Annotated in this window: 16 protein-coding genes, 2 pseudogenes and 3 other annotated features; of the genes and pseudogenes, 8 read left to right on the forward strand and 10 right to left on the reverse strand. The window is 34.7% G+C overall.

Features of this window, described 5'->3' with window-relative positions; translation table 11 throughout:
- Window positions 1–25: 25 nt before the first annotated feature.
- Window positions 26–727, forward strand: coding sequence for a DUF4097 family beta strand repeat-containing protein (locus ORL93_RS22530; protein WP_006094715.1), 702 nt, complete (start codon window positions 26–28; stop codon window positions 725–727).
- 107 nt (window positions 728–834) lie between these two features.
- Here ORL93_RS22530 and ORL93_RS22535 read toward each other — a convergent pair whose 3' ends face one another.
- Both ORL93_RS22535 and aspS read right to left on the reverse strand, forming a co-directional pair.
- The gene (locus ORL93_RS22535; protein WP_097794959.1) at window positions 835–2,175 is read right to left on the reverse strand and encodes a sodium-dependent transporter; all 1,341 of its coding nucleotides are present in this window, start codon (window positions 2,173–2,175) and stop codon (window positions 835–837) included.
- Between the two features lie 118 nt (window positions 2,176–2,293).
- Window positions 2,294–2,543 (reverse strand) — a binding site (T-box leader).
- A 164-nt stretch (window positions 2,544–2,707) separates the two neighbouring features.
- Window positions 2,708–4,006, reverse strand: coding sequence for an aspartate--tRNA(Asn) ligase (gene aspS / locus ORL93_RS22540; RefSeq protein WP_097794958.1), 1,299 nt, complete (start codon window positions 4,004–4,006; stop codon window positions 2,708–2,710).
- 105 nt (window positions 4,007–4,111) lie between these two features.
- Window positions 4,112–4,323 (reverse strand) — a binding site (T-box leader).
- A 270-nt stretch (window positions 4,324–4,593) separates the two neighbouring features.
- Here aspS and ORL93_RS22545 point away from each other — a divergent pair.
- Both ORL93_RS22545 and ORL93_RS22550 read left to right on the forward strand, forming a co-directional pair.
- Window positions 4,594–5,073, forward strand: a pseudogene (locus tag ORL93_RS22545) (hypothetical protein).
- A gap of 317 nt (window positions 5,074–5,390) precedes the next feature.
- Complete coding sequence (locus ORL93_RS22550; RefSeq protein ID WP_097794957.1) at window positions 5,391–6,884, forward strand: NAD(P)/FAD-dependent oxidoreductase; 1,494 nt, start codon at window positions 5,391–5,393, stop codon at window positions 6,882–6,884.
- A 116-nt stretch (window positions 6,885–7,000) separates the two neighbouring features.
- Here the strand turns inward: ORL93_RS22550 and ORL93_RS22555 are convergent, their stop codons facing one another.
- Window positions 7,001–8,509 (reverse strand): M36 family metallopeptidase, encoded by a 1,509-nt coding sequence (locus ORL93_RS22555; RefSeq protein ID WP_018766452.1) that lies wholly within the window; start codon window positions 8,507–8,509, stop codon window positions 7,001–7,003.
- A 321-nt stretch (window positions 8,510–8,830) separates the two neighbouring features.
- Between ORL93_RS22555 and ORL93_RS22560 the strand changes: the two genes are divergently transcribed.
- Both ORL93_RS22560 and ORL93_RS22565 read left to right on the forward strand, forming a co-directional pair.
- Entirely contained in the window at window positions 8,831–9,427 is a 597-nt protein-coding gene (locus ORL93_RS22560) for a TetR/AcrR family transcriptional regulator (RefSeq protein WP_018782114.1), read from the forward strand.
- Entirely contained in the window at window positions 9,417–10,502 is a 1,086-nt protein-coding gene (locus ORL93_RS22565; protein WP_265959540.1) for a DUF418 domain-containing protein, read from the forward strand. The genes ORL93_RS22560 and ORL93_RS22565 overlap by 11 nt, the downstream gene beginning before the upstream one ends.
- A gap of 15 nt (window positions 10,503–10,517) precedes the next feature.
- Here ORL93_RS22565 and ORL93_RS22570 read toward each other — a convergent pair.
- Window positions 10,518–10,773, reverse strand: a pseudogene (locus ORL93_RS22570) (histidine kinase); the annotation flags it as partial.
- Window positions 10,774–10,938: 165 nt separating this feature from the next.
- Window positions 10,939–11,169, reverse strand: a complete 231-nt coding sequence (locus tag ORL93_RS22575) for a hypothetical protein (RefSeq protein WP_265959541.1) — start codon at window positions 11,167–11,169, stop codon at window positions 10,939–10,941.
- Window positions 11,170–11,501: 332 nt separating this feature from the next.
- Here ORL93_RS22575 and ORL93_RS31305 point away from each other — a divergent pair, with 332 nt between their 5' ends.
- Entirely contained in the window at window positions 11,502–11,684 is a 183-nt protein-coding gene (locus tag ORL93_RS31305; RefSeq protein ID WP_033797322.1) for a hypothetical protein, read from the forward strand.
- Window positions 11,685–11,988: 304 nt separating this feature from the next.
- On the opposite strand, the gene ileS is transcribed toward ORL93_RS31305, so the two are convergent.
- Window positions 11,989–15,090: an isoleucine--tRNA ligase gene (ileS, locus tag ORL93_RS22580; RefSeq protein WP_265959542.1), complete on the reverse strand. Its 3,102-nt coding sequence runs from the start codon at window positions 15,088–15,090 to the stop codon at window positions 11,989–11,991.
- Between the two features lie 54 nt (window positions 15,091–15,144).
- Window positions 15,145–15,384, reverse strand: a binding site (T-box leader).
- Between the two features lie 115 nt (window positions 15,385–15,499).
- Window positions 15,500–19,708: a bacteriocin-processing peptidase family protein gene (locus ORL93_RS22585; RefSeq protein ID WP_265959543.1), complete on the reverse strand. Its 4,209-nt coding sequence runs from the start codon at window positions 19,706–19,708 to the stop codon at window positions 15,500–15,502.
- A 433-nt stretch (window positions 19,709–20,141) separates the two neighbouring features.
- Here ORL93_RS22585 and ORL93_RS22590 point away from each other — a divergent pair, with 433 nt between their 5' ends.
- Both ORL93_RS22590 and ORL93_RS22595 read left to right on the forward strand, forming a co-directional pair.
- Entirely contained in the window at window positions 20,142–20,708 is a 567-nt protein-coding gene (locus ORL93_RS22590; protein ID WP_003197308.1) for a PadR family transcriptional regulator, read from the forward strand.
- On the forward strand, window positions 20,708–21,880 hold the full coding sequence (locus tag ORL93_RS22595) for an MFS transporter (RefSeq protein WP_265959544.1): 1,173 nt from the start codon (window positions 20,708–20,710) through the stop codon (window positions 21,878–21,880). The genes ORL93_RS22590 and ORL93_RS22595 overlap by 1 nt, the downstream gene beginning before the upstream one ends.
- 185 nt (window positions 21,881–22,065) lie before the next feature.
- On the opposite strand, the gene ORL93_RS22600 is transcribed toward ORL93_RS22595, so the two are convergent.
- From ORL93_RS22600 to ORL93_RS22610, 3 genes are all read right to left on the reverse strand, one after another.
- Complete coding sequence (locus tag ORL93_RS22600) at window positions 22,066–22,893, reverse strand: DegV family protein (protein ID WP_265959545.1); 828 nt, start codon at window positions 22,891–22,893, stop codon at window positions 22,066–22,068.
- Between the two features lie 279 nt (window positions 22,894–23,172).
- Window positions 23,173–24,054: a methyltransferase domain-containing protein gene (locus tag ORL93_RS22605; RefSeq protein WP_097794951.1), complete on the reverse strand. Its 882-nt coding sequence runs from the start codon at window positions 24,052–24,054 to the stop codon at window positions 23,173–23,175.
- Window positions 24,055–24,229: 175 nt separating this feature from the next.
- The gene (locus ORL93_RS22610; protein WP_026008632.1) at window positions 24,230–24,859 is read right to left on the reverse strand and encodes a Type 1 glutamine amidotransferase-like domain-containing protein; all 630 of its coding nucleotides are present in this window, start codon (window positions 24,857–24,859) and stop codon (window positions 24,230–24,232) included.
- Between the last annotated feature and the right edge of the window lie 195 nt (window positions 24,860–25,054).

Consider the following 25,054-nt stretch of genomic DNA (forward strand, 5'->3'; position numbering starts at 1 on the left):
TTATTAAAGACTGGAGGAAAATACATTGAAAAAAAGATGGATTAAATTCTGTATATTAATAACTCTTATACTTACTGGTTGTTCAAATTCCGAAAGTAAAACAAAAGAACAACAACTGGAGCTATCCGCTACTGATGTTAAAACGTTAACATTAGATAACCGTAACGGCAATATTGATATTTCAACAAATCCTAAATCAGATAAAATAGAGGCTTCTATTACTGCAAAGGCTAAAGGTATCAGCATGGATAAATTAAAACTAGGTCTTTCAGCCAAAAATGGAATTGCAACTTTAAACACTTCTTTTGATGGACAATTTTTTAGCAATAGCGAAACTTGGGTTGATGTCAAACTATCATTACCTAAAAACATAAAAGTTGAATTTAAAAAAACTCATAGAGACGGCGATATCAAAGTCTCTAACCTCGATTCAGATATAAATATACTTAATGTCAACGGTAATATTGACATTTCCAACGTTAATGGAACTGTAAGTGTAACAAATAGAGATGGAAATGTAGATATTGTGCATACAAAGTCTGACATTAATCTTGATAATAACAACGGAAAAGTTGTTATTAAGGATATAAAAGGATCTATAAGAGCCAAAATTGGTGATGGTTCAGCCGCTATCAATAATATTGAAAAGAATGTTACCATCTTAGGTGCTAAAAGCGATAAAATAAAAGTAAATAATGTTAAAGGGAAAATAACTTTTAATAAATAAAATTGATTTACTTATACAGGATAAAAACCAACCGCATTTTTTAATAATTCGGTTGGTTTTTTCCTTAAATACACCTTAATAATTTCCGAATATTCAATTATTTAATTTCAAATAATCCCAATCACATTCAAAAAGACAATGACAATCGCAATCGGAGCGACAAATCGAAGCAAGAATACCCAGCAAGTGAACAATGCTTTCCCGTAATTACCGCCAACAAAAAATTCTGCTTCTAATACCTTGTTCTCCATTTTAAATGAGACGAAAATACTAATAAACAAAGCTCCAAGTGGCATTAAAATATTACTAGATAAAAAGTCTACCGCATCAAAAATATTTTTACCAAAGATTGTAATATCATTCCATACACCAAATGAAAGTGCAGATGGGATACCAACTAAGAAAATTAAAAATCCAATGATCCATGACAATTTCTTTCTTCTTTCCTGCTGTCCATTCGCTAGTGCTGAAACAACCGTTTCAAGTAGTGAAAACGCAGATGTTAACGTTGCAAATGTGAATAGTGCAAGAAATACTGTTAAGAAAAAGCTACCAAATGGAATTTGACTAAAAACTGAAGGTAACACAATAAATAGTAACCCTGGTCCTTCTGTCGGTTCCATTCCTAGTGAAAATACTGCTGGGAAAATAGCTAGACCAGCGAATAAAGAAACAAATAAGTTTAGTCCAACAATTGTTACCGCTGAGCGTGGCAAACTTTCTTTTTTATTTAAATAAGAACTATACGTGACCATGATGGATATCCCAATGCTAATAGCAAAGAATGATTGCCCCATTGCAAACAAAATACTTTCTGATGTGATTTTTGAGAAATCAGGCTGTAAGAAGAATTTGACTCCTTTCATCGCATCATCAAGTGTTAAGGAGCGTACAATAAGAGCAACAAACAGAACGAACAATGCTGGTAACATATATTTACTCGCTTTTTCGATTCCATTTTGTATCCCTTTTGATACAACCCAAATCGTAATAAACATAAAAGCAAAATGGCCAACAATTGCCCAAACCGGATCCCCAATTGTTTCTGTAAATAGTGAACTATAATTTTGCTGCGGTGTAATCAGTTGTCCAGTTATCCCTCTGAATAAATAGATTAATACCCAGCCACCAACAACACTATAAAATGATAACAAAATAAAACAAGTTCCAACGCCAAGACGTCCAATCCAATGCCAGCCTGTATTTGGTGCGATACTTTTAAATGCTCCGATTGCTTGTTTTTGTGTACTGCGCCCTATCATAAATTCAGCTATCAATAACGGAAGACCTATTAATACCGTAAACAATATAAAGATTAAAAAGAATGCTCCTCCCCCGCTCTTTCCAGCAATATAAGGAAACTTCCATATTGCTCCAAGCCCAATTGCAGATCCTGCTGCAGCCATTATAAATCCTAATTTCGAAGTCCACTGCTCCGTCTGTTTCATCCTATTTTCCTCCTAATTACATCTTTTTATATTAATAAATAAATATTATTAACCAATCCAAATAAACCCTCCATTTCTTCCTATATATAATAAAAAAATGGCCCAGCATCTCTTTATATAAAGAGACGCTAAGCCATTTACTTAACGCGGTACCACCCTTATTGATTCCATTATGAATCCACCTTAGCAGTAATCGTTTGATTACAAACCTGTTATCGAAGGTTAACCGTTAAGATTTACTAAGAATTAGACTTCTGTTCCACCTTACTGCTCCTAGGCGAGTTCAGGATGTCATTTGACTATGTCACACCAACCCATAGCTCTCTGTACAAACACATGACCTTACTACTCCTATTCAACGCACTCTAATATTCTGAATATAATTTCTTTTGAAATTACTACGAATTATATCGGTTATATTTATGACTGTCAAGTAAGTTATTTATTTTTTTGTCGAAAGAAAGAAACTTAACTGTACAAATTTCTATCACTAAAAAAGAATCTTCGCAACAAGCGCGAAGATTCTTTTTCTTTATGGCACGAGACGCGTACAATCTCTCGGAAATGCACTCGCTTCTCTCACATTTGATAGTTCTAAAAACTTATATACAAGCCTTTCTAACCCAATCCCAAAACCACCATGAGGCGGACATCCATATCGGAATGTATTAATATAAGACTCGAAGTTTTCTGGCTGTAACCCTTTTTCTTTAAAAGAAGCAAGTAACATACGATACTCATGAATTCGCTGCGCACCTGATGTAATCTCTAATCCTTTATATAATAAGTCAAAAGAATCCGTAACAGCTTGATTTTCTTTATTCGGCATCGTGTACATCGGTCTCGCTTCTTTCGGATAATGTGTGATAAAGACAAAATCACTACCGTATGTTTCCTTCACATATTTTCCAACTAGTTTTTCCCCTTCTGTATCTAAGTCGCCTGCTGGTGATTCTTTTCGGTACTTTGTTTTTAAAATGCTCTGCGCCTCTGCAAGTGTAATCTTTGGAATTTCTGTAATTATAGGAACCGTAACTTGCAAGAGCACTAATTCTTTTTCACATTTCTGTCCTACTTGTTCAAACATATAACGTAAAACATCTGCCTCTAATGCCATCACTTCATAAAAGTCTTCAATAAAACCCATCTCTACATCTAATGATATATATTCATTCAAATGACGAGAAGAGTTATGATGCTCAGCTCGATAAACAGGAGCAATTTCAAAAACAAGTTCAAAACCACCTGCTACCATCATCTGTTTATAAAACTGAGGAGATTGAGCTAAATATGCCTCTTTCTGAAAATAAGGGAGTTTAAAAACATTCGCTCCCCCTTCTGCTCCTTGAGAAACGATTTTCGGCGTAAATATACGTGTGAAATCGTTCTCTATTAAAAATTCACTAAATGCCTGTACGAGCGTAGATTGAATCGTAAAAATGGCTTGTATCCGTTCATGCCGAAGCGATATGACGCGCTCATTCAACATTTGATCTAAACCAACTTGCAGCTTTCTTTTATTCACTTCAAAAGGAAGTGGCTCAGCAGTATTTAACACTTTTACTTCTTCTACAAGCAGTTCCACACCTAATTCTGTTTTTGTGGTTTCCACAAGTTCGCCAATAATTTGAACAACACTTTCTACGTCTACTTTATATCCCGCTAATTCTTTTTCTAACACGCATTGAATAACACCTGTTCGGTCACGTAATAATAAAAAACTGATATTCCCCAAATGCCGAATTTTTTTCACCCAACCTTGTAGTAAAACCACCTTTTTACTACATGTTTTACATTCACGAACGAGTGACCGCTTCATTGATTGATCCATTATTGTTTCCTCCTATATTTTCATATTTATTTACATTATTGTTATCATCATCATCATCCACGGCCACTCACCTCCTTTCAAAGAATACAAAAATCCGCCCCTATAAATAGGGACGGATTTTTCCGCGGTACCACCCAAATTGTCATACTGACCATCTTAAACCTGATAACGGTAGGTACCGTTTGCTTTTACTAACCTTCACGTTCAAAGCAACGCTCACAGGTGTCTTTCCATCATGCGGTATCGCAATCTTTTCAGCAGTTGATTGCTCTCTGGAGACCCTTACATCATGTACTTTTCCTGTTCATCACTTTTTATATTTACAGAGTATTCTATTCCTTTAAAAGAGAAAATGCAAGGTGTTTTTTCATTATTTTCTGATTTTAATTTCAAATCCATTCTGAAACAATTTCTTCTAATGTTATTCCTCGCGAATCTTTCACTAAAACAACATCAGTTTGATTTGCCACTTCTTCAAGTTCTTTTGCATCATGACTTCCCCTCCCACTCAGAAAGAAACTATTTCATTACATAACAATTTGTTTTCCTAGGCATATTATTAGTAAATTTCTTCTGGAGGTCTATACATGAGAAAAATTATAAGTTTCTTACTCTTACTATTATGCATGATAATGACAAATCAAGCATACGCCTATTCCCCACAATCATTACCCATCTCACAGAATTCAAAACAATGAAAAGTACATATTGACGAAGTAAAGAAAACAGACAAAAACATGTTACAACCTAAAAAAGATGTTTTTCACACGTATCACTTCTCAGTACAAAACATTGGAAAAGATGAAGTATATAACGTACAAGTGGAAGTATTCCGAAATGAACCAAACACGGAAACAAAATATGAACTCTTTTCTTTAAAAGAAGCTCGATTAGCAAGTGGGAAGACAGGGTTTGAACATGCAAATTTTCCTGTTTCCGTAAAAACAAACGAGGTAGATGTCATGATTACATGGCAAGAACATCCTTTCCGTGCAATGCGAAATGGTCAAAAAGTTGAGGGAAGAAAGTTTAAAGAGCATTTTGTTTTTAAGGAATCTCAAAAATAAAATTCTTCTACAAAATTAGAAAAGATTTCTTGCAATAATCATATCTGTATCTTCAAACTTATAAAACAAATATATTAAATGGAAAATTGCGTTGGTCTTTCTAAAAAATATTAGGAAAGAATGACGCTTTTTTGTATCATTCTTTTTCCCTTTAAAAACTCTAACTACCTTTCAACTTCCTAGTGTGGCTCCATTAAATGACCTTAATGCAGAATATTCAATTTAGCAAGCAGGAAAAACCTCAGTCAATCACTAATAACCCGTGTGGAATGAAAAATACTGATTAAAATTCACCTGATAAATGGAGGTTGAAAATTATGACTCATACCAACTATGCACTAACAACAGGAAAAACAGAACGAGCAATTATCATTGGGGGTGGTATTGGAGGGTTACTAACTGCAAGAGTACTTTCTACCTACTATAAAGAAGTGCTTATAGTCGATAAAGATACTTTTCCAGAAAGACCTGACAACCGTCCTGGTACTCCACAAGCCTTCCATCCACATCGTTTTACCCAGCGTGGTAAATTAATTACAGAACGACTCTTTCCAGGCTATGAAAATGATTTAGCAGCACAAGGTGCACCCTCAGTACTAAATAAAACCATCCATAACATGAATCAGTATGGCACGATAGAAATGCAATGTCCACGGAATGATGTCAAATTCAGTAGAGCTTTGCTTGAATGGACACTTCGTAAACAAGTACAAAAAATTTCTAATATTAGTTTTCTCACAAATCATAACGTAATTGGTTTATTAATGACGATTGATCAAACAACTGTTACAGGAGTCCAAGTCTCAGAACGCGGAAAATCTGAACAAGTACGAACACTAAATGCTGATTTGATAGTTGATGCTAGTGGTCGTTCCTCTAAACTCGTAAATTGGCTTCAAGATCAGGGTTATGATGTGCCAGATTCAGATCACTTGAAAGTCTCCCTTGGATATAGTACTCGCCGCTATAAGGTTCCCTCCCACCTACTACATCTCACAGAAAAATGGGACACAATCAATATTGCAGGGCAGCCAACTAAAGAAACTTTTACAGGCGTCTTTTCCTTTATTGAAAATAATATAGCCGAAGTGCTAATCTATCGTCCTGGTGGACATTATCCTCCTACAAATGCCGAAGAGTTTGAGCAGGCTATTTCCCAGCTCCCAAGTCCGATAATTGGCGAAATTTTGTACGAGTTTGAACCAATATCCTCTCCTCGGAGTTATCGTGTTCCAGAACTGTTTCGTCATCACTTTGAACAAATGGATCGATGGCCCTCTGGATTGTTAGTCTTGGGAGACGCATTCTGTATTTACGATCCAATTTTCGGTCAAGGAATGACCATTGCTGCAATTGAAGTAGAAGTACTCGAGTCTTGCTTGCAAGAACAACAACATAACCCTATCCCTCATTTCGAACAAAGAGTTCTCAAAAAAATGCAAGATGTAATCGAACCAGCTTGGTGGCTCAATTGTGCTACTGATTTGCAGTGGAAAGGTGTCGAATATGTGAGTTCACAGCAATTGAAAGGGATTTCTTTTGGCCAAAAATATATGGATTTATTTCTTAAATATGCCACAACCGAGCGTGATTTCAAATTATACGGAATGTATTGGGCAGTAAACTCATTAGCAATCTCACCACATACTATATTTGACCCACAGCTAGTAACTACCATTCTCACTTCATCTACTGAAGGACAGCGCTTCCTTGATGAACTCTTGCTAGCCCATGGCCAATCATTAGATGTAGTATTAAATCAAATTGTACCTACTTTCTCTCAGACAGCCTTTGCGTCAGTAAATCAATAAATCTGGAAAACTCCTAGATGACTGGATAGTTAATTTTTGATAGTAAATACAAATAATAAAGAAACCCCGGCATAATCGGTGTTATGCCAGGGTTTCTTTATTATTCATTCATATTCTTAATTTGTACTAATTCCTCTTGCCGCCCAAATCCGATCAATTTCCGCCGCGTGTTGTCCACCATATAGAAGAGCATCTGCTTGTTTAATCGCTTTTGCCCCATCACGGAATTTAGCATTTGGCGTTAATGACCAGTGCGATTGTAAAATGATTTTTGTGGCTACATCACGGCCAAAGGATTGTGCCATTTCATACTCTCCTTGGGACCAAATTTCTCCGTCTGCATGTACTTCATTTTGCACATCTCTTGGGTACACCTTATTATTATCTAATCGACGCAAACATGTTGGATTTGAACTTGAATAAGAAGTCGCATCCCATTCTCCTACACATGCTTTTCCATATCCTGTAGTTGATGTAGCATCTTCATAAGTTGCACCTAAGAAATCTCCAAATCCCTCTCCCATCGCCCCACCTTCTGGAGAACTACCAAAGCCCGGAACTTGATTATCTTGAATCGAATGCCCATATTCATGTGCGATAATTCCTGCATCTTCAGCATCATCTACTCCACCAGTTCCAAATGTTAAATCTTTTGTTGACGGGGAATAGAAAGAATTATCATCTCTCGTTCCGTTCACATTTACTTTAATAGAGCGATTGTTAATGTTCTTAAATCCTATTTGCTGGATATAACGTTGTAAAGTATCGATATGATAATATGCCATTACATCTTCAAAACTATCATTTGAACGTGTGTAATTAAATTGAAGAGTTGAAGATTTTGTTTTTGCCTTTGAAGAAATTGTGACATAATCTCCAACTAAAAAGCCTGTTCCATTTAAGCCTTTTAAAGTAACTGTTTTTAATTGATTATTTAATGCTGCTGAATCTGCATCATTATTATCCTTTAATCCAGTTACACTACCACTTGTTACGACAGGATTCGGCAAAAACACTTTCCCTGTTCCCTCCGCTTTACGATTTATATCTACCTTTTTTAGTAGTTTTCCATTTTCAGCGTCAATGAATGTTTCCCATGCACCAAATGGTTGATTGGAGTGAACTACAACTCGGTATACAGGAATGGCAACTCCCTCTTCAATGATATACCCGAATTCTTTCATTGTTGGAGCCCATAAATTTTGTTCACTTTCTCCACCAACATATACCTTTGATTTTTGCTCTGCATCTTTTTCACTAATTTTTTGCTTTATTTCTTTCACATTTTGAACAGGCTGATAATCAGAAACAGCAAGCACCCCTTGTCCTTTTCCATTAAGAGTCACGGTTATTTGTTTTGAAAATACAGGGGAACCATTTACTACTTGTTGAAATCTAACATATGAAGCTACCTGTGTATCAGTAGTTGAAATATACTGTAAGTCTGACAAATCTGTCTTTAATGAATATTGCGCGGCATTCGCTTTTAAATATTCGGCTGCTTTTTCCTGAGGAGAATACCTGTCTATCTTTACTTGTTTCTCTTCTACCGCTGAAACAACCGATACTGTACCTAACACTAACGGTATTGCTGTAGCAATTGCTACCATCCTTTTTTTGAACATTAGAATCACTCTCCACTCTCTTAATAAATTTTGAATGTACGAGTAATTCTATAAGATCAATTATATTACCTTTATCTTTTTTATATTAATACAGAAAGTAATATTTTCTCAATATTTGTGTATCAAAATGATAAATACTTTCGAAAGATATTATTCGCTATGGATATTAAGCAGAAATGTTTGTTTTTAATTAGACATTTACCAGTCGTAACTCATATGGTGGCAATAAAAAAACAGGCTATTTTTTACCTAACGATAGGTTGAAAAGTGTTTTAATGCATGCTATTCTGAATATGATCTTACATGTTAGGAGGCTCAATTATGAGTAAAAGTGAGGAAACCCTTTCTGCAATAATCGAGGCAAGCTATCGTTTATTCGCAGAGCACGGAATCGCTAAGACCACATACACAATGATTGCCGAGGAAGTCGGAATCGCAAAACCATCTATTTATTATTACTTCAAATCTAAAGATGCGTTAATCGAAGGCTTATTTGATGAGCTATGTCAGGCAGTTCAATTTTCAACCTTCTTTAAGACTGATGAATTTACAAAAAACAATTTTATTGAAAAATGTATTGAAATTGGTGTAAACATAATCGATGAACAAGATAAAGATCCTTATTTTAACCGTGTCCTACAAGAATACTTGTTACTTGCATCTAGAAATAACAATTATAATGAACGGCTCCTTTCCATACAAAGAGAATATTTAAAGGGATTTGAAGCACTTCTTACTAAAGCAAATTCATTGCAACTTATTGAGGATGATAACCTGACAGCCAAAGCTCATATGCTCGCATTGGTGCTTGATAATATCGGGAATTTCATGATGTTTGATACAAACATGGATTATAAACAAATATGGATTGAAGCTGTGCATAGCATATTTAAAGGACGTGTTTCCCATGGAAATTAAAAGAAGAATTATTGGATTAGATTTTGCTAGAGCATGGGCTATGTTTGGAATGCTAATTGTTAATTTCATGGTTATAACCGGGGCTGAAGGTAATGGCCCTCCATGGTTAATAGCCTTTATGTCACTATTTGAGGGTCGCGCTTCTGCTCTATTTGTCATACTTGCAGGTATAGGAATCTCCCTTTTGACTAAATCATCCGTTTCTAGTAGTAATCCAATTAAAATTATGTCTAGTCGAAAAATGATTTGGAAGCGATCGTTGTTCTTATTTGTATTAGGCTTATTGTTATACACAATCGACTGGACAGGTGATATATTACACTACTACGGCGTGTATCTCTTTATTGCAGCCTTCTTCATTACAATAAATAAAAAGATATTGCTTTGGTTATCGATACTCATTTTACTCATTGCACAATACCTCCAATTAACCTTTAATGCCTTTGAAGGCTGGGGAGGCCCCATTCCTTTTATAAACTATATAGATTTCTGGTCAGTAAAAGGATTCCTCCGTAATTTATTCTTTAACGGCTACCACCCTATTTTCCCATGGTTCTCGTTCTTCTTAGTTGGTATGCTGATTGGACGAATGGATCTTCATAATAATAAAATTAGAAAAAAACTATTAATAATCAGCCTAATCATTTCAACAACTGCTGAATTGTTGTCAAAAGTATTGACTCATTTTTTCATCCCCTATATCGGAAAAGAATCCTCTACCTTTTTATTTAATACAGGACCTATTTTCCCAAACATTTTATACATCTTATCTGCCACCGGATCTGCTTTAATAATCTTGATCCTTTGCTTATTTATTACTGAGAGGTATGAAAAAAATTGGTTTATTGGGGCCATCGTTAAAACCGGACAATTAACTTTAACTCATTATGTAAGTCACGTCATTTTAGGCATCGGAACATTGATCCTTTTACACAGACTTGAAAATCAATCTTTATCTTTCGTATTAATATTTGCCATTTGTTTCTTCATTTTTAGTATATTATTTAGTATTTTATGGAGAAATAAATTGTCTAGAGGACCTATAGAATGGGTTATGAGAAAAATCACTGGATAAGTTATTAATTTATCACTCTATTTTTCCATATATAGGGGAATACTGTATAACATTATGTAATAAATTACTGATAACACATACTATTTTACATGGCATAATCCAAAGTTGAGGTAATGTATTGGAGACTTACACTTTTAACTCGATACGTTTGTCCGTTAATAAGACCGAATGAGCTTCTAATACCTCTTAACAGAGCTCTGTCCGCATGTGTTAAACTTGGATGAAAAGCTCCTTGTCCACTTTCTAACTTTGAAAGATCAAATAAATTGTTGTATTTCTTTTAAATAATAATAGTTAATTCATGCTTGATTTGAATAAGCATCTCAATAGTAATGAGATGCTTTGTTTTTGTCTGAGGAAATCATCAGTTTCTTTATTCATAACGTTCCTAAAATCGCTTCTGTATGATTGACTGACAGATGTTCCATGATGTTAATTAATATTGTTTAACGTCATTTGGTCGATTACAATCCATCTTTTTCTTCTCAGCTTCTTCTATATTCCATTCATCTCCCCAAAAAAGTGTAACTGTATCTTCAGCTTTCAAATTTTGATAAGCGTCTACTCTCTCTGTAACCCCATTATCAATTATATTTAACTCATCATTTAAGTTAATTATTGAAGGTTCAAATTCCTTTTCTGAATCATTTCGTTTATTAGTAGTCATACAACATCTCTCCTGTATAATGAAATACTTACCATACACAACGATAGTATTTCTATTTTATGTAAGCTTATACCTTTACGAACACTTGATTACGTATCTGTATGAATTATTTAAGGGCACAACATATTTGTACCAGAGCCACTAATCGTATAGTATACATGTACTTTCAGATAGATAAGCAATGTTTATGTACACATAAAAAAGGAAGAGAATTTTTATAATTCTCTTCCTTTTTAAGTAGGGAAACTTTCATGTTCTTTAGTTATTCAGTTCATCGAAAAATGCTGTAGAATTTACCCTTTCTATTATAACAATATAAAATATAAATAAATTTGAAATATTACATATTGAAATGTATTTATATTGTTATAAGTACTTTCTATAATAATGGTATAAACATTTATCACATCTTACAAGAAAGAGGAGGAAATAATATGGAAATCGCAATGGCAGTTTTGAAATTTGTAGGTGGCGTACTTCCATTAGTTCAAGAACTTTTAAAAGCATTTTTGTAAGTTTATCATTCAGCAATTATTTATAAGGATTATCATACTTTTGTTTTATAAGGTAAAATAGCATTTTTGTTTAAATTTATACACAGTTTATATACAATTCAGACACATTTAACATGATGCGTTTCTGAAAATTAGTGGTAATATTAACTTGTTGAAAACGACACGTTTCGACAAATACAAATAACCCTCTTTACCCCTGAATCCCTGCCCGACATTCCGCAGGGATTCTTGTAATTTTTTACGCTCCATTCTCAAGTTACTTTTATAAAAAATTCGAACTTTCCATCTATATCCTATTTTTCATTTAGCTAGCTGGACTCAGTTTAATACGAACCTTTTTCTCACCTAAAGAAATTTCATCCTCTTCTTGTGACAATGCTTTAAACGTAAATTGTTTTACTAATAAATTTTCTTCTAATAAATCTTTATGCTTTGTTAGAGTGTTTTGTAATTCATCCTCTGTATCCAAAATAACATCTACTCGTAAATTAACTGGTAAATTCAATTGTTTTCGATACTCTTGAACAGCTCGAATAAATTCTCGCGCCACTCCTTCTTGTAATAGTTCATCTGTCACATTCGTATCTAACATTACCGTATATTGTCCATTTGTAGTATTAGAAAACCCTACTTTGGGTACTTGTTCTACTAATACATCTTCAAGCGTTACAACAACTTCTTCCCCAGATACAAGCTTACACAATGCTTTTTCAGTCGAAACAAAGTTTTGTACTTCTTCTTGCGATAATTGTTTTAGCCATTGATTTACAGCGTTAACGTTCTTCCCGAACTTCGGTCCTGCAGTCTTAAAATCGAGCTTTAATTGGTACGATGTATACTGTGTTTCATCTAATTCTACATGAAATGCTTTTACGTTCAGTTCATCCATAACAATATCACGATAGGATTCCCAGTCCACTTTCTGCTCATGGTGCTCAAGTAATACAAGCTCTGCTAATGGTTGCTTCACTTTTAATCCATGCTGATTTCGGTTGCTACGTCCCAGCTCAACAACTTGTAAAGCGGCATTCATTTCTTGCTCTAACTTGGTTTGAATAAGCTTTTCATCCGCTGTTGGATAATCTGTTAAATGAACACTATTTCCTTCTAAGTTAAGATGAATATCTTCCGCGACAAATGGAGTAAACGGAGCAAGTAATTTACTAATCGTAACAAGCACTTCATGAAGCGTTTCATATGCAGCTGCCTTTTCAGGATTCATGCCAGACTCCCAAAAACGATTGCGCGAACGTCTTACATACCAGTTACTAACCTCATCTACAAGAACCGCAATTTCACGCGCTGCATTTGTAAATTGATACTCGTCTAATGCATTTCTTACTTGTTTCACTGTACTATGAAGACGTGATAATACCCACTCATCTAATTTCGTCCGCTTGACCTCATACTTTTCTTTTGAATTGTATTTATCTAAGTTTGTATATAAAACATAGAAGCTATATACATTCACAAGTGTATCTACTAGTTTTGACTTCGCCTCTTGCACAGTTCTTTCAGAAAAACGCTTTGCATTCCAAGGTGCACTATCAACAAGAAGTGCCCATCTTAATGCATCTGCACCAAATTTCTCGACTAATTCTACTGGATCTAATGCATTCCCTTTACTTTTAGACATTTTCTGTCCTTGTTCATCTAACACATGCCCAAGAGATAATACACGTTTATATGGTACTTTTCCGGTATATAAAGCCGCTACTGCTAATAAACTATAAAACCAACCACGCGTTTGATCGACACCTTCAGCGATTACATCAGCTGGAAATTGTTCCTCAAAAAGCACTTTATTTTCAAACGGATAATGATACTGTGCAAATGGCATCGAACCGCTATCAAACCAAACGTCGATTACTTCTGGCGTACGAGTCATCGAACTACCACATTTTTCACAGCATACCTTCACTTCATCTACATACGGTTTATGCAGTTCTAAATTTTCTGCTGTATGCCCTACGCTATGTTTTCTTAATTCATCGATGCTCTTCGGTGCAAATTGATGATCACAGTTTTTGCATTCCCATACGTTTAACGGTGTTCCCCAGTATCGTTTTCGGCTAATATTCCAGTCCACCATATTCTCTAAAAACTTTCCAAATCGCCCATGTTTCATATGATCTGGATACCATGTGACTGCATCATTATTCTTTAAGAATGTCTCTTTGATCTCAGTTGTCCGAATGAACCAGCTTTCTCCAGCATAATACAAGAGTGGTGAATCACAGCGCCAGCAATGCGGATAACTATGTTCATATTTTTCTTTAGAGTATAACAATCCTTCCTGCGCTAAGTAACGAACAATATCTACATCACATTCTTTCACAAACTTCCCTTGTAAAAATGGAACAGCTTCCGTATACTTACCTTGTTCATCCACAACATGAAGGAATGATAATCCTTGATTCTGTACAACTTTATAATCATCTTCTCCATACGCTGGTGCGATATGAACAAGCCCCGTACCACTATCTCCCGTAACAAAGTCTGCCGAAATAACACGATAGCCATTCGTAACTTCATCCATAGGAAATGGCGCTGCATATGAAGTACCTACTAATTCTTCTCCTTTATGGGTAGACAATACTTGATAATCTTCTTTTAATACATTGCTTGCCAGCTCTTTTGCAACAATATAAACCGAATCAGCTTGCTGTGCTTTCACATACTCCATATCTCGATGTACAGCAAGTGCTACATTGGCTGGAAGAGTCCATGGCGTTGTTGTCCATCCAAGAAAGTATTCATTTTGACTATGCAATACTTTAAACTTTATCGTTGCACTTAAATCTTTTACTGTTTTATATCCTTGCGCTACTTCATGTGAACTAAGTGATGTTTGACAACTTGGACAGTATGGCGAAACTCGATGTCCTTTATATAGCAGCCCTTTTTCATGAATAGTCCCAAGAATATGCCATACACTCTCGATATAAGGATTTTCCAAAGTTACGTACGGGGCTTCCATATCGACCCAATATCCAATGCTCTCAGTAAATTCACGCCACTGCTTCTCATACGTAAATACACTTTCTTTACATTTTTGAATAAATGGTTCAATTCCGTACTCTTCAATCTCATGTTTACCAGAAATACCAAGCTGTTTTTCAACTCCCAATTCTACCGGTAATCCGTGTGTATCCCATCCAGCTTTTCGAAGTACTTTATATCCAGTCATTGTTTTATATCTCGCTACTAAATCTTTAATCGTCCGTCCGAGCGCATGCCCCACGTGTGGCAGTCCATTTGCAGTTGGTGGCCCCTCATAAAAAACGAAAGATTGTGCACCTTCACGATTTCGAATGGATTGTTCAAAGATATTCTGCTTATTCCACTGCTTGCGAATTCGTGTTTCTCTCCCTACAGCTGATTCTTTTACATTTACCTTCTCCATTTACAATCACTCCTTTGAAAATTTGTAAAAGCACACAAAAAACCCGTCCCTATAAATAGGGACGGGTTTACCCGCGTTACCACCCTAATTCTATTAGCATCTTAACTAATAGCACTTAGCAACGTACTAACATACGCGTTCTTTGTAACGGTAGACATCCGTCCGAGCTTACTTTATTCAGCCACGGCTCCTCGGAGATGATTTTCAAATAAAGTCTGTACACCGGCTTTCAGCAAGGCGCCGGCTCTCTGGGGAACAGTACAATATTTTACTCTTTCTCGTCTTCAGATTTGTATACTTTTATTAAAAGTTATTTTATTCCATGAAACAGACAATTGTCAATCAATTCAAAAATATATTTTCATTTTCGTCCTAGTTCTCGAATTTTATACATCATGAACAGTTGCTATTACTTTATTGTTTCCCACACTTCCTCTAACTCTTCATCTTCTTCTGCAAGCTCTGCAAAAAATCCAGTTTGATCCTCATGAAGAACAGTTTCAAGTTCTGCTTTCGCTTCAGCATTTCGATTTAAAACAGCTAAATAGTATGCTCTGTTGTATCGAACTAATAGATCTGAAGAATCAAAAGATAGTATATGACTTGTTAGTTCTTCTGCCCTTTCTGTTTTTCCAATCTGATGATAAGACGCTGCTAAAGCGAGAAACATTGCATGATCTTGCGGATGGTGCAGTACTCCCTCTTCCAGCATTGCAATAGACTCTTCAAACCTTTCTTCACTTTGATATATTTCCGCTAGAGCAAGGAATGCACGGCTCACAAAAGGCATTCTTTCGATTAATTGTAAACAGATCTTTTCTGCCTGTTTTCCTTCCCCTAACATGAACAAAACATTTGAATGTAACAAGAGCATGTCATAATCATTTGGCTCTTCTTTACTCATCTGCTTTATTATTTCAAGAGCATCTCTTAACATCTCTTCATTTTCATCACCATGTTCGATGAGAAGATTTACAAGTTGCCGTGCCGCGCTAGTATTCCAAATGTTTTCTAAAGATGTTTGTAATACATCTATCGCTTCTGTAATCATATTCCCATTTTCATAAAATATCGCTAAACGCTGCGCTGCCATACTATTTTTAGCATTAAATTTTAAGGAAATTTCAAATAAATCAATAACAATTGTAATAAGGGAAATTTCTTTCGCACGGTTTTTCATTCGATAAAATGCTCTTGTAAGGATTGATTTCTTTGGCTCTTCATTTTGTTGTTGCTTACTCAGTCTCTCAGCAAGTGCAGATGCAGCGTACATAAATGCAGTACTTCTTTCTTTTTTCTTAATTGACAGCAAATGAAGGGAATCTCGTATTTGAGATAATTTCCGCCTTTGTTCCATCGCTTGAACATACACTTCAAATACACGTTCATTTTCAATATCTTGCTTTATTAAATTTGTAACAAATGTAATTGCTTCCGGATTTCGCTTTTTAACAAGTACTTTTGCATAATGATATCGTACTTCCACATGTTCTTCATCCATTTGCAAAGCTTCTTCCATTAGTTCTTGTTCTTTATCTACATCTTTCATGGCGCCATATACATATGCAAGAGCGTCTAAACGCCACATTTCATTCACTCTGCCAGCCAATTTCTCTAACTCAGATAGAAGCTCTTTATGAAGAGAATTTTCTACTGAAAGCTCTGCCAAATACTCCATATTTACAATCATCGGTTCTTGGATCATTGCCTGAAGCATATGATGTTGTTCTTTTAAACGGTTTTCTTCTTTTTCGTATATTTCCGCTAACTTCAAATGTACTCCTATAAAGTTTGCATCTATTTCTAAGCAAGATTCATATGCTCTTTTTGCGTCTTCCAATTCCCCTAATACCATAAGGGATTCACCAATACGAAAATACGGAAGAGTACTCGGTCTATGCTTTATTGCTTGATGGTATCGTTTCATTGCTTGATCGTATTGTCCAAGAGATTCATATAAAATACCAGCATAACAGCCATACTCGGTAATATCCGCTCTTTCTTTTTCTAGTTTTCTTAAAAATGCTATCCCACGTTGTACAAATGGTGTCCCTTCAACTCTATTTACATATTCTTCCAAGACATTCGCTATATTATTTTTCAAACATCGGATGCCATTTTCTAACTTTGACAACGCTATCTTTAATTGTTCTTCATTAGCCTCTAATTCCATTTCAGCGTCCCACAATACCATTCCTGCATTCATTAGAAACTCATCATTTTGTTCAAATTTCTTTTCCATGCTGAAAATATAATGCTTTGCATCATTATACTGTTCTTTTGCCATATAAATTTGAACTAAACCAAAATGAGAATAAATGTCTCCATCATTTCCTTCTAAAGAACGTTTATATATTTTTTCAGCTTCTTCAAATTCATCATTTTGAAAATACAAATCCCCTAATCGAGTATATAATGATGATGATTCTTCGCAATTTTCGATACCCTGCGATAAAATTGCTTCTGCACTCTTCTTATCTTCTAGATCTGATTCATATATTTCTGAGAGTTTTACATATGGATATGGTACCGTTTTGTCTAATTGAATGGCGATGCGAAGTCCTTTGATTGCTAAATGCAATTTCTCCATTTGATGCGCACATTTGGCTCTTTCATACCATATATGTGCTTCATACTTATATTCTTTCAATAAATCATTAAACACTTCATATGCTTCCTCATAACGCTCTAAATCCATTAAAACTAAATTATGATTCACAAGAATAAACCTATCAGGATGACGTTGCAATGCAATTTGTGACATTTGCAAGCCCTGTTCAGACTGATCTATATACATATATGATAATGCCAGAAAACTCCATGCGATTGGCTGATCCGCATCTAATTGTAACGATGAGCAGAAGCTAGAAATTGCTTCCTCATACTCTTCTTTCTCTAAAGAATAACGGCCCTGTATAAAATGATACAATGCTTGATTATTCTTTTTCTCAACACTTCGCAAGACATCACTAGCCCGCTCCAGATCTTGAATACGGATAAAGCATTGTGCACTATGTAGCTTAACAAAATCTGAATCCGGATATCTTTCCATTAACCTTTCAACACAGAAAAGAATAAACTCTTGATTCACTTCAACATCCATATGTTTGATTGTGTATAACCACGTGTATGGATTTTCATTTGTCTCTTGTAAAAATGATACGAGTTTTTCAATCCCTTTTTTATCCTGCTCTTCTAAATGATCCGTCAGAGAGAATAGCTTTCGGAAGTATACATCTTCCTCTTCTACTAAAAATGACAATTGTTCCTTTTTCTCCTTAGGAACAAATACGATAGATAAACCATCGGTGTAGCGATATCTTTCCTGTAACTTCTCATATTCAACAAAAAGCGGTTCCAAGAAATTAGGATCTTGAACAAAAAAAGATTGTAACTGATCATCATATCCAGAAAGAACTTGAACATGGGATGCATGTTCAATATCTATACTTAATAAAACAGGAATATTTTGATCGAGTAATGCTTTATAGTTCTTTTCGTTCCCCTTGAAATAACGACAAACATAGCCCAATTCTTCTAAATAAGTAACCGTATCTGAAAATTTTGATCCTGTTACATCAAATATATGATTTGCGACTTCATCTTGTGTACGACTTTCTCCCCATAAGCGAAGCATCATCTCCAAGCTCGCTGGAACACAATAATTATCTTTTTGTACGATTGGTACTAATGGCAATCTTACTTTTTTCCCATTCGGGTATTTTTCTATATTATGATATAGTGACTCTTTCAAACATACTTCCGTTTTTAATAGAGCAAGTAACTCCTCGTTCTTATTCATTTTATACAACGCTTCTGCACGTAAATGTGTAAAATAAGCTTTATACGAATGGTACGGTAATATCTGATCGATCTTATCTATTACAGTTAACATTTCCTCATAACACTGTAAATCTAGTAAATGTTTCACCTTTTCGAAATAAAAATACGGTACTTGCGGAAACTGATCTATCGCATCATTAATCAATTGCAATGCTCGTTTCTGTTCACCTTTATATGCATATAGCTGTGATAATAAATAAACCGCTAGTTCTTCATTTTCCTTATGTTCCATCCCAGCTAAAAGTGAGTGCTCCGCTTTCTCCCATTCTCCTATTTGTATATAAAAATAGCCCCATTTATCAAAGACTGGACGTGTACTATAACTCTCAGCTTTTTTCATATATTGGAATGCTTCTTCATTTCGTTTCATTTCTAAAAGGCATCTTACTAATGTAAAGTAGGCTTTTGATAAAATATCAGAATCTATTTGTTCTGCCTTTATATCGTCCAAAGCGTCTTTTAATAACTTTTCAGCATCAAGTACTTTTCGGTCATCAATTAGCTCATCACAATATAAAGAGAGCGTTCTCATATTTGGAAATTTTTTATATGAATAGCGAATTAGGAAGGCACTATATTGATGCATAAGCCCTTCATCTGTAAGACGGATTAGCGTATCAAATTCCTCATGCCCTGAAATCAAAGAAAGCCATTCCTTCACATAGGAGAACGTATTGGTTTCTTTTATATGTGCAATTTCGTTATTTACATCCTGTAATCCATCTACAAATCGTTTCTCCTTCAAACACATCTCTAATCGCCTAAATTCTAACATGCATTCACCTCTAGTAATTATTTTTCTTGCGCATCAGTAAGCAGTATTCTTATCCGCTTGCTTAGATTCTACACAGCTTATATCATGTATTCAATTAAAATCTTATATAATCCTCGATAATAGAAAATATTATTTAAATTATAGTTTAAAAAGAATAAAAATAACTATTTTTTCATGTATTTTGTTTAATTTGGTGAAATAAAATTTATTTTATTAAGTTAATCACCACTTATAAATCAAAATTTTATACGGTGTTTGTATCCCATCTAAACTTCTTTACTTTCGCTGAATTTTAGGGTGGGTCTTATTTCCTGAAATAACGGGACATAACAATTCCCATCCTTTTATTGACAAAACAAATATTTCCACATGTATTATAAACAAATACTAAATGTTTAGTATTCTATATTTTCTATTTGAACGGAGGATACATATGACACGTTTAATGGTGCTAGGTTTACTCATGCAATACGGTCCTATGTCTGGATACGAATTACAACAAGCTATGCAATCAGCACAAACAGACACTTGGGCAGGTGTTTTTCCCGCTTCGATTTATCATGCTTTAAAAAAAATGGATAAAGAAGGATTAGTAGAGCTTGATGCCGTTGAAAAAACGGGCAATCGTTCCAAAGCAATTTATAGTGTTACACCTGCTGGAAAAGATGAATTCTATACACTCATGCTTCAGTCATTCCAGCAATCTTCAGTCGTATTCCCAACAGAGTTATATACAGCACTTACTTTTTTCGATACAAATACTGTTTCTCTTGAACACATTTCATCCGCCTTACAAGATCAAAAAAAGAAAATTATAGAAATGTACGAGAATATGAAAGCTGGACAATCTATTAAAGAAAAAATGATAGACATTCCAGAGCATGTGAGCCTGATTTTTGAAAATATTTATGAACAATGTGAAATACAGCTACGTTTCATTGAAAAAATGGAAAAAATGTTATCTCGATTAGAAAATAAGAAGAACACGGAGGAAAAATGATGGAAGCTAGCTTAAAAATGTCTCGCGTGCAAAAAGCTTCGTTATGGGTTGTAGCAGTAGCTGTCTTTACGGATATGCTCATCTACGGAATGATTGTCCCAATCTTACCACGGTACGCAGAAACACTAGGTGCTTCCCAAACAGAGATTGGCTTTTTATTCGGTAGTTACGCTATTACTTTACTTCTTGCTACTCCCATTTTGGGAGTGGTTTCCGATAAGGTTGGAAGACGCCTCCCTATGATTCTAGGCTTATTTGGACTTGCAGCAGCGACTCTATTATTCGGACTTGCAAATAGTTTCTGGTTGCTCGTGCTCGCAAGAATGCTACAAGGTATATCTGCAGCAGCAACATGGACAGCTGGATTAGCACTTCTAGCAGATGTGTTCCCTCTGCAAGAACGCGGAAAGGCCATGGGTCTCGCTTTATCGGGACAAGCAGCTGGGATGCTCCTTGGTCCAACAATCGGCGGGGCACTTTATCAATGGGGAGGGTATCATCTTCCCTTTATTATCGCTGCCAGTATTGCACTCATTGATAGTATATTACGAATAACATTACTTCATAATGAACCAAAATCCAGCTCAAACCAACGAATTAGCTATCGATCTATCTTGAATATGCGTTCCCTATTTATTATGATCGGTATTATTATTCTAGGATCGGCCTTACCTAGCGCTTTAGAGCCAACTCTTCCACTCTACTTACAAGACACCTTACACCTTAGCCCTGGGACAATCGGACTCCTATTTGCCGTTCCAACTCTCGCATATGGATTTACCGCACCAATCATTGGCACACTTTCAACTAAAATTGGCAGAAAACAAACGATGGCAGTAGGCATAGCTTTGGCTGCTTTATGTTTCCCATTTACAGTGATTGTTTCTCATACCGCCCTGGAAATATTTGTACTTGCTATCCTTGGAATTAGTTTTAGCCTTTTACTAGCACCTGCTTTACCAGAACTTACATATCTCGCAGACAAAAACGGAGTTCATGCATATGGAATACTTTTTGCAATCTATAATACAGCCTACTCAATTGGTATGTTTTTCGGACCGATGCTTAGCGGAAGTTTATCAGATTTATTTGGATTTACAAATGCTTTCTACATATTTAGTGTTCTTCTTTTATGTTATCTGTGCTTGTTTTTGTGGAAAATGAAAAAATGACATTAGGTTATTACTATGAACAACATACGACCTCCAGCATATATCGTATGTTGGAAATCTTATCACGTTAATTTATTTTAATGGTTAATCACTTACTTATTACTAAAACACTTCATCTCTCATTCTCTAAATTATTTCCATCAACATAAAAAAATAAGAACTGGCACATCAAAAAAACCCGTGAATTATTCACAGGTTTCCCCTTTCAAAAAGCTAATCGCAATTGTTCCAGCACCTGCATGAACAGCAAAAGATATAGGAAGTGGGTAAATTAAAAACTTCATTTCAGGAAATACTGCTCTGAAATCAGCAATCCATTCTTCTGCCCCTTCTTCATCATTCGCATGGAAAACATGGACTACTTTCGGCATTTCTTTTTCAAGTTCGCTTCGCATATATTCTTTACATTTTTGTATTTTACGAACTTTCTTCTCCAACACAAGTTCGCCATGTTTTACTTCTAGAATTAGGTTTACACTTAGTAGACTGCCTAGTATAAATTGTACACCTTTCACACGTCCACTTGCATATAGACCTTTCAAATCCTTTGGAAATACATAATAAGGACTACGTTCCACATGTTGTATTGTCTTTTGTATATCTTGTAAAGTCATACCCTTACGGTATAACGTTTGCGCTTTTGTTAAAATTTCATCCATTGGATAACTCGTTGTTTCACTATCTATTACAACTAGAGGAAATCCTGCCATTTCTGCTGCAAGTATCATATTTTGATAAGTGCCACTTACTTTCCCACTAATTGTGATTGCAAATCCCTCTTCATATTCTTCTTTACATTTAGAGAAGAGTGCAACCATATCTCCAAAATTAGGTTGTGACGTAGTTACAGTTATACCCTGTTTTAGTGCATCGTAGACACGTTCACGAACACCTTCTTCACAGTCTTTGTAAGCCGTTCCATTAATAACAATTTCAATCGGTATAACAAAATTATCTGCACTTGTTGTAAAGTTTGCAGTTGTACTATCAGTAAACCAAGCAACACGCTTCATGTTGTTCCTCCCTTGTGCGCGTCCTTTTCTCGGACTTTTCTCACAATTCTATCTATTCTAGTTATAAAAAAGGACTATGCTTGTTATCATAACAAGACTATCTCTGTTTTTCCATAGGAAATAGGTGATTTAAGCGAGGTTTTCAAAATTAATATCGAATCTATTTTCATTCGTACACGATTTTGACATATTTTCTTTTAGAAAATACTATCAAACTAAAAAATAAGACTTCTAACATGTATACAGCGTTAGAAGTCCTAACTCATTTCTTTATTTACATTACTTGCTTTTCACTATGCCAAAAGTAATTTTCATACTTGGAGCATATATTAAAGAAGAATCTATAGTGAATGCTTTAGAAAATTGTAATTCTGCTTCGTACTGCACCATCGCTTCATTGTATATCAGCCCTCGATTTATTAAACGTTCAATGAATTCTTCTTTTTCAGCAGGAGTATTACCGATTCCCTCTTCCTTGAGTGATTGATACAATTGCTGTTTATCTCTTTGATCCTCATTAACATTAAGAAAATTAATCTTATCACTAACTCTACATTCAATATTTTCTACCCCTAGCTCACTTAGATATGTTGGTAATTTAATACCGATGTTTCCATCTTTACCATTTCGTTTTGCATCTTTTTCAAATAATTTTTGAAGAACACCAATCTGAACAATTTCTGATTGCTCTAGATTGTTAAGACTATACGAAGACATATTCGAAATCCAATGTGGTTCAAAGCATATGATATTACCTTCATCAACGACCGAGTCTATCATTTTTTGTAACATTGTCTTTGGATCGTTCATATGTAATAAAAAAGCATGACATACTGCTATATCATACTTACTTTCTAATTTAATTTCAGTAACATCTGCCTCAAGAAAGTCTGCTTCATATGGAAGAATGCGGAATAACTCTCTTGCTTTATTAATTAGTTTCTTCCCCTTATCAATTCCTGTATATCTAGACCCTATTGGTAACAGAGGTAATAGTTTCAGACCTAAATAACCATATCCACAACCATAGTCAACAATATGAACTGGTTTAGAGATTTTCCAAACTGAATTCACCAAAAAACTTAGATAATCATCGTTATAATATAGATCCCTTGTATTTCTCAAATACTCCAACTTATTATCCCAATCATACTCTTTCAATTGAGCTACCTCCTTCTGTTTATATTGAAATTGCTGATTTCGTTCCCTACTTTGAGCAAATGATAAAAATATTTTCTAGATATAAAAACATTTTTTCATGTCCATAAGTTCTTAATGTATCTAGACATCTGTTCAGCTCATTTAGACAAAATGTATTTGATAAATTGAGGCCAAATTAGATTTTTATAACATTTCCAATCAATTTAATATCTTCTCCATCAATAACTATCCCATCACCATCTTTACAAGCATAAATTGTCCTATTTTTCAGCCTGGAATAATCCTTTAATAATTCTAAATATTTTTCACTTTGCTCCTCACTCCAATGAGGCATAAAATCAAAATCTACAAAACCTAAAGAGCTTCTATCCTCTAGTCCTATAATATCCTCGTCTACAAATTGAGCTGTATCAATACTTTTAGTAGATATTATACTACCTGCACTAACACCAATTAAAACCCCACCATTTTCCACATAAGATTTTAATGAATGTAATAAATTTCTTTTTCGTAGGGAATTTAAAAAGCGAAATGTATTTCCACCTGAAAGATGTATTGCATCATAATTAAATATGTTATTAACCTTTCTTTCATCATATTCTTTATCTAAATCAAAATATTCTACTTTGCTAATTCCTAAATCTCTATAATATTTAACTACATTATTAAAATACTTTCCTGTTTCATCTGAAGATGATCGAAGATATGCTATTGAAGGGTTTTCTTTATTTAATAACCTTAAAAGCTCATAATCCAATTTTCTATCTTCTTGTATTTGATCGCTATATAATATCATTTTTCTCATTAAAATCCCCCATTTTCCATTTGAAAATTTCTTAATTTTCAGTTTTATGATCTTCTTTTTGACCTCTTTCACTTGTAAAGCTTAATACTAATTTTACAATATATCTCTATCTTTTTTGGATATATTGTAAATAATATAAAGTGAAGGCTAATAATCAGTGGAGGTTTCCTTCATTCCCTCCGATTATTAGCCTTC

This window comes from Bacillus sp. DHT2 (assembly GCF_026241455.1).
Taxonomy (GTDB): Bacteria; Bacillota; Bacilli; order Bacillales; family Bacillaceae_G; genus Bacillus_A; species Bacillus_A pseudomycoides.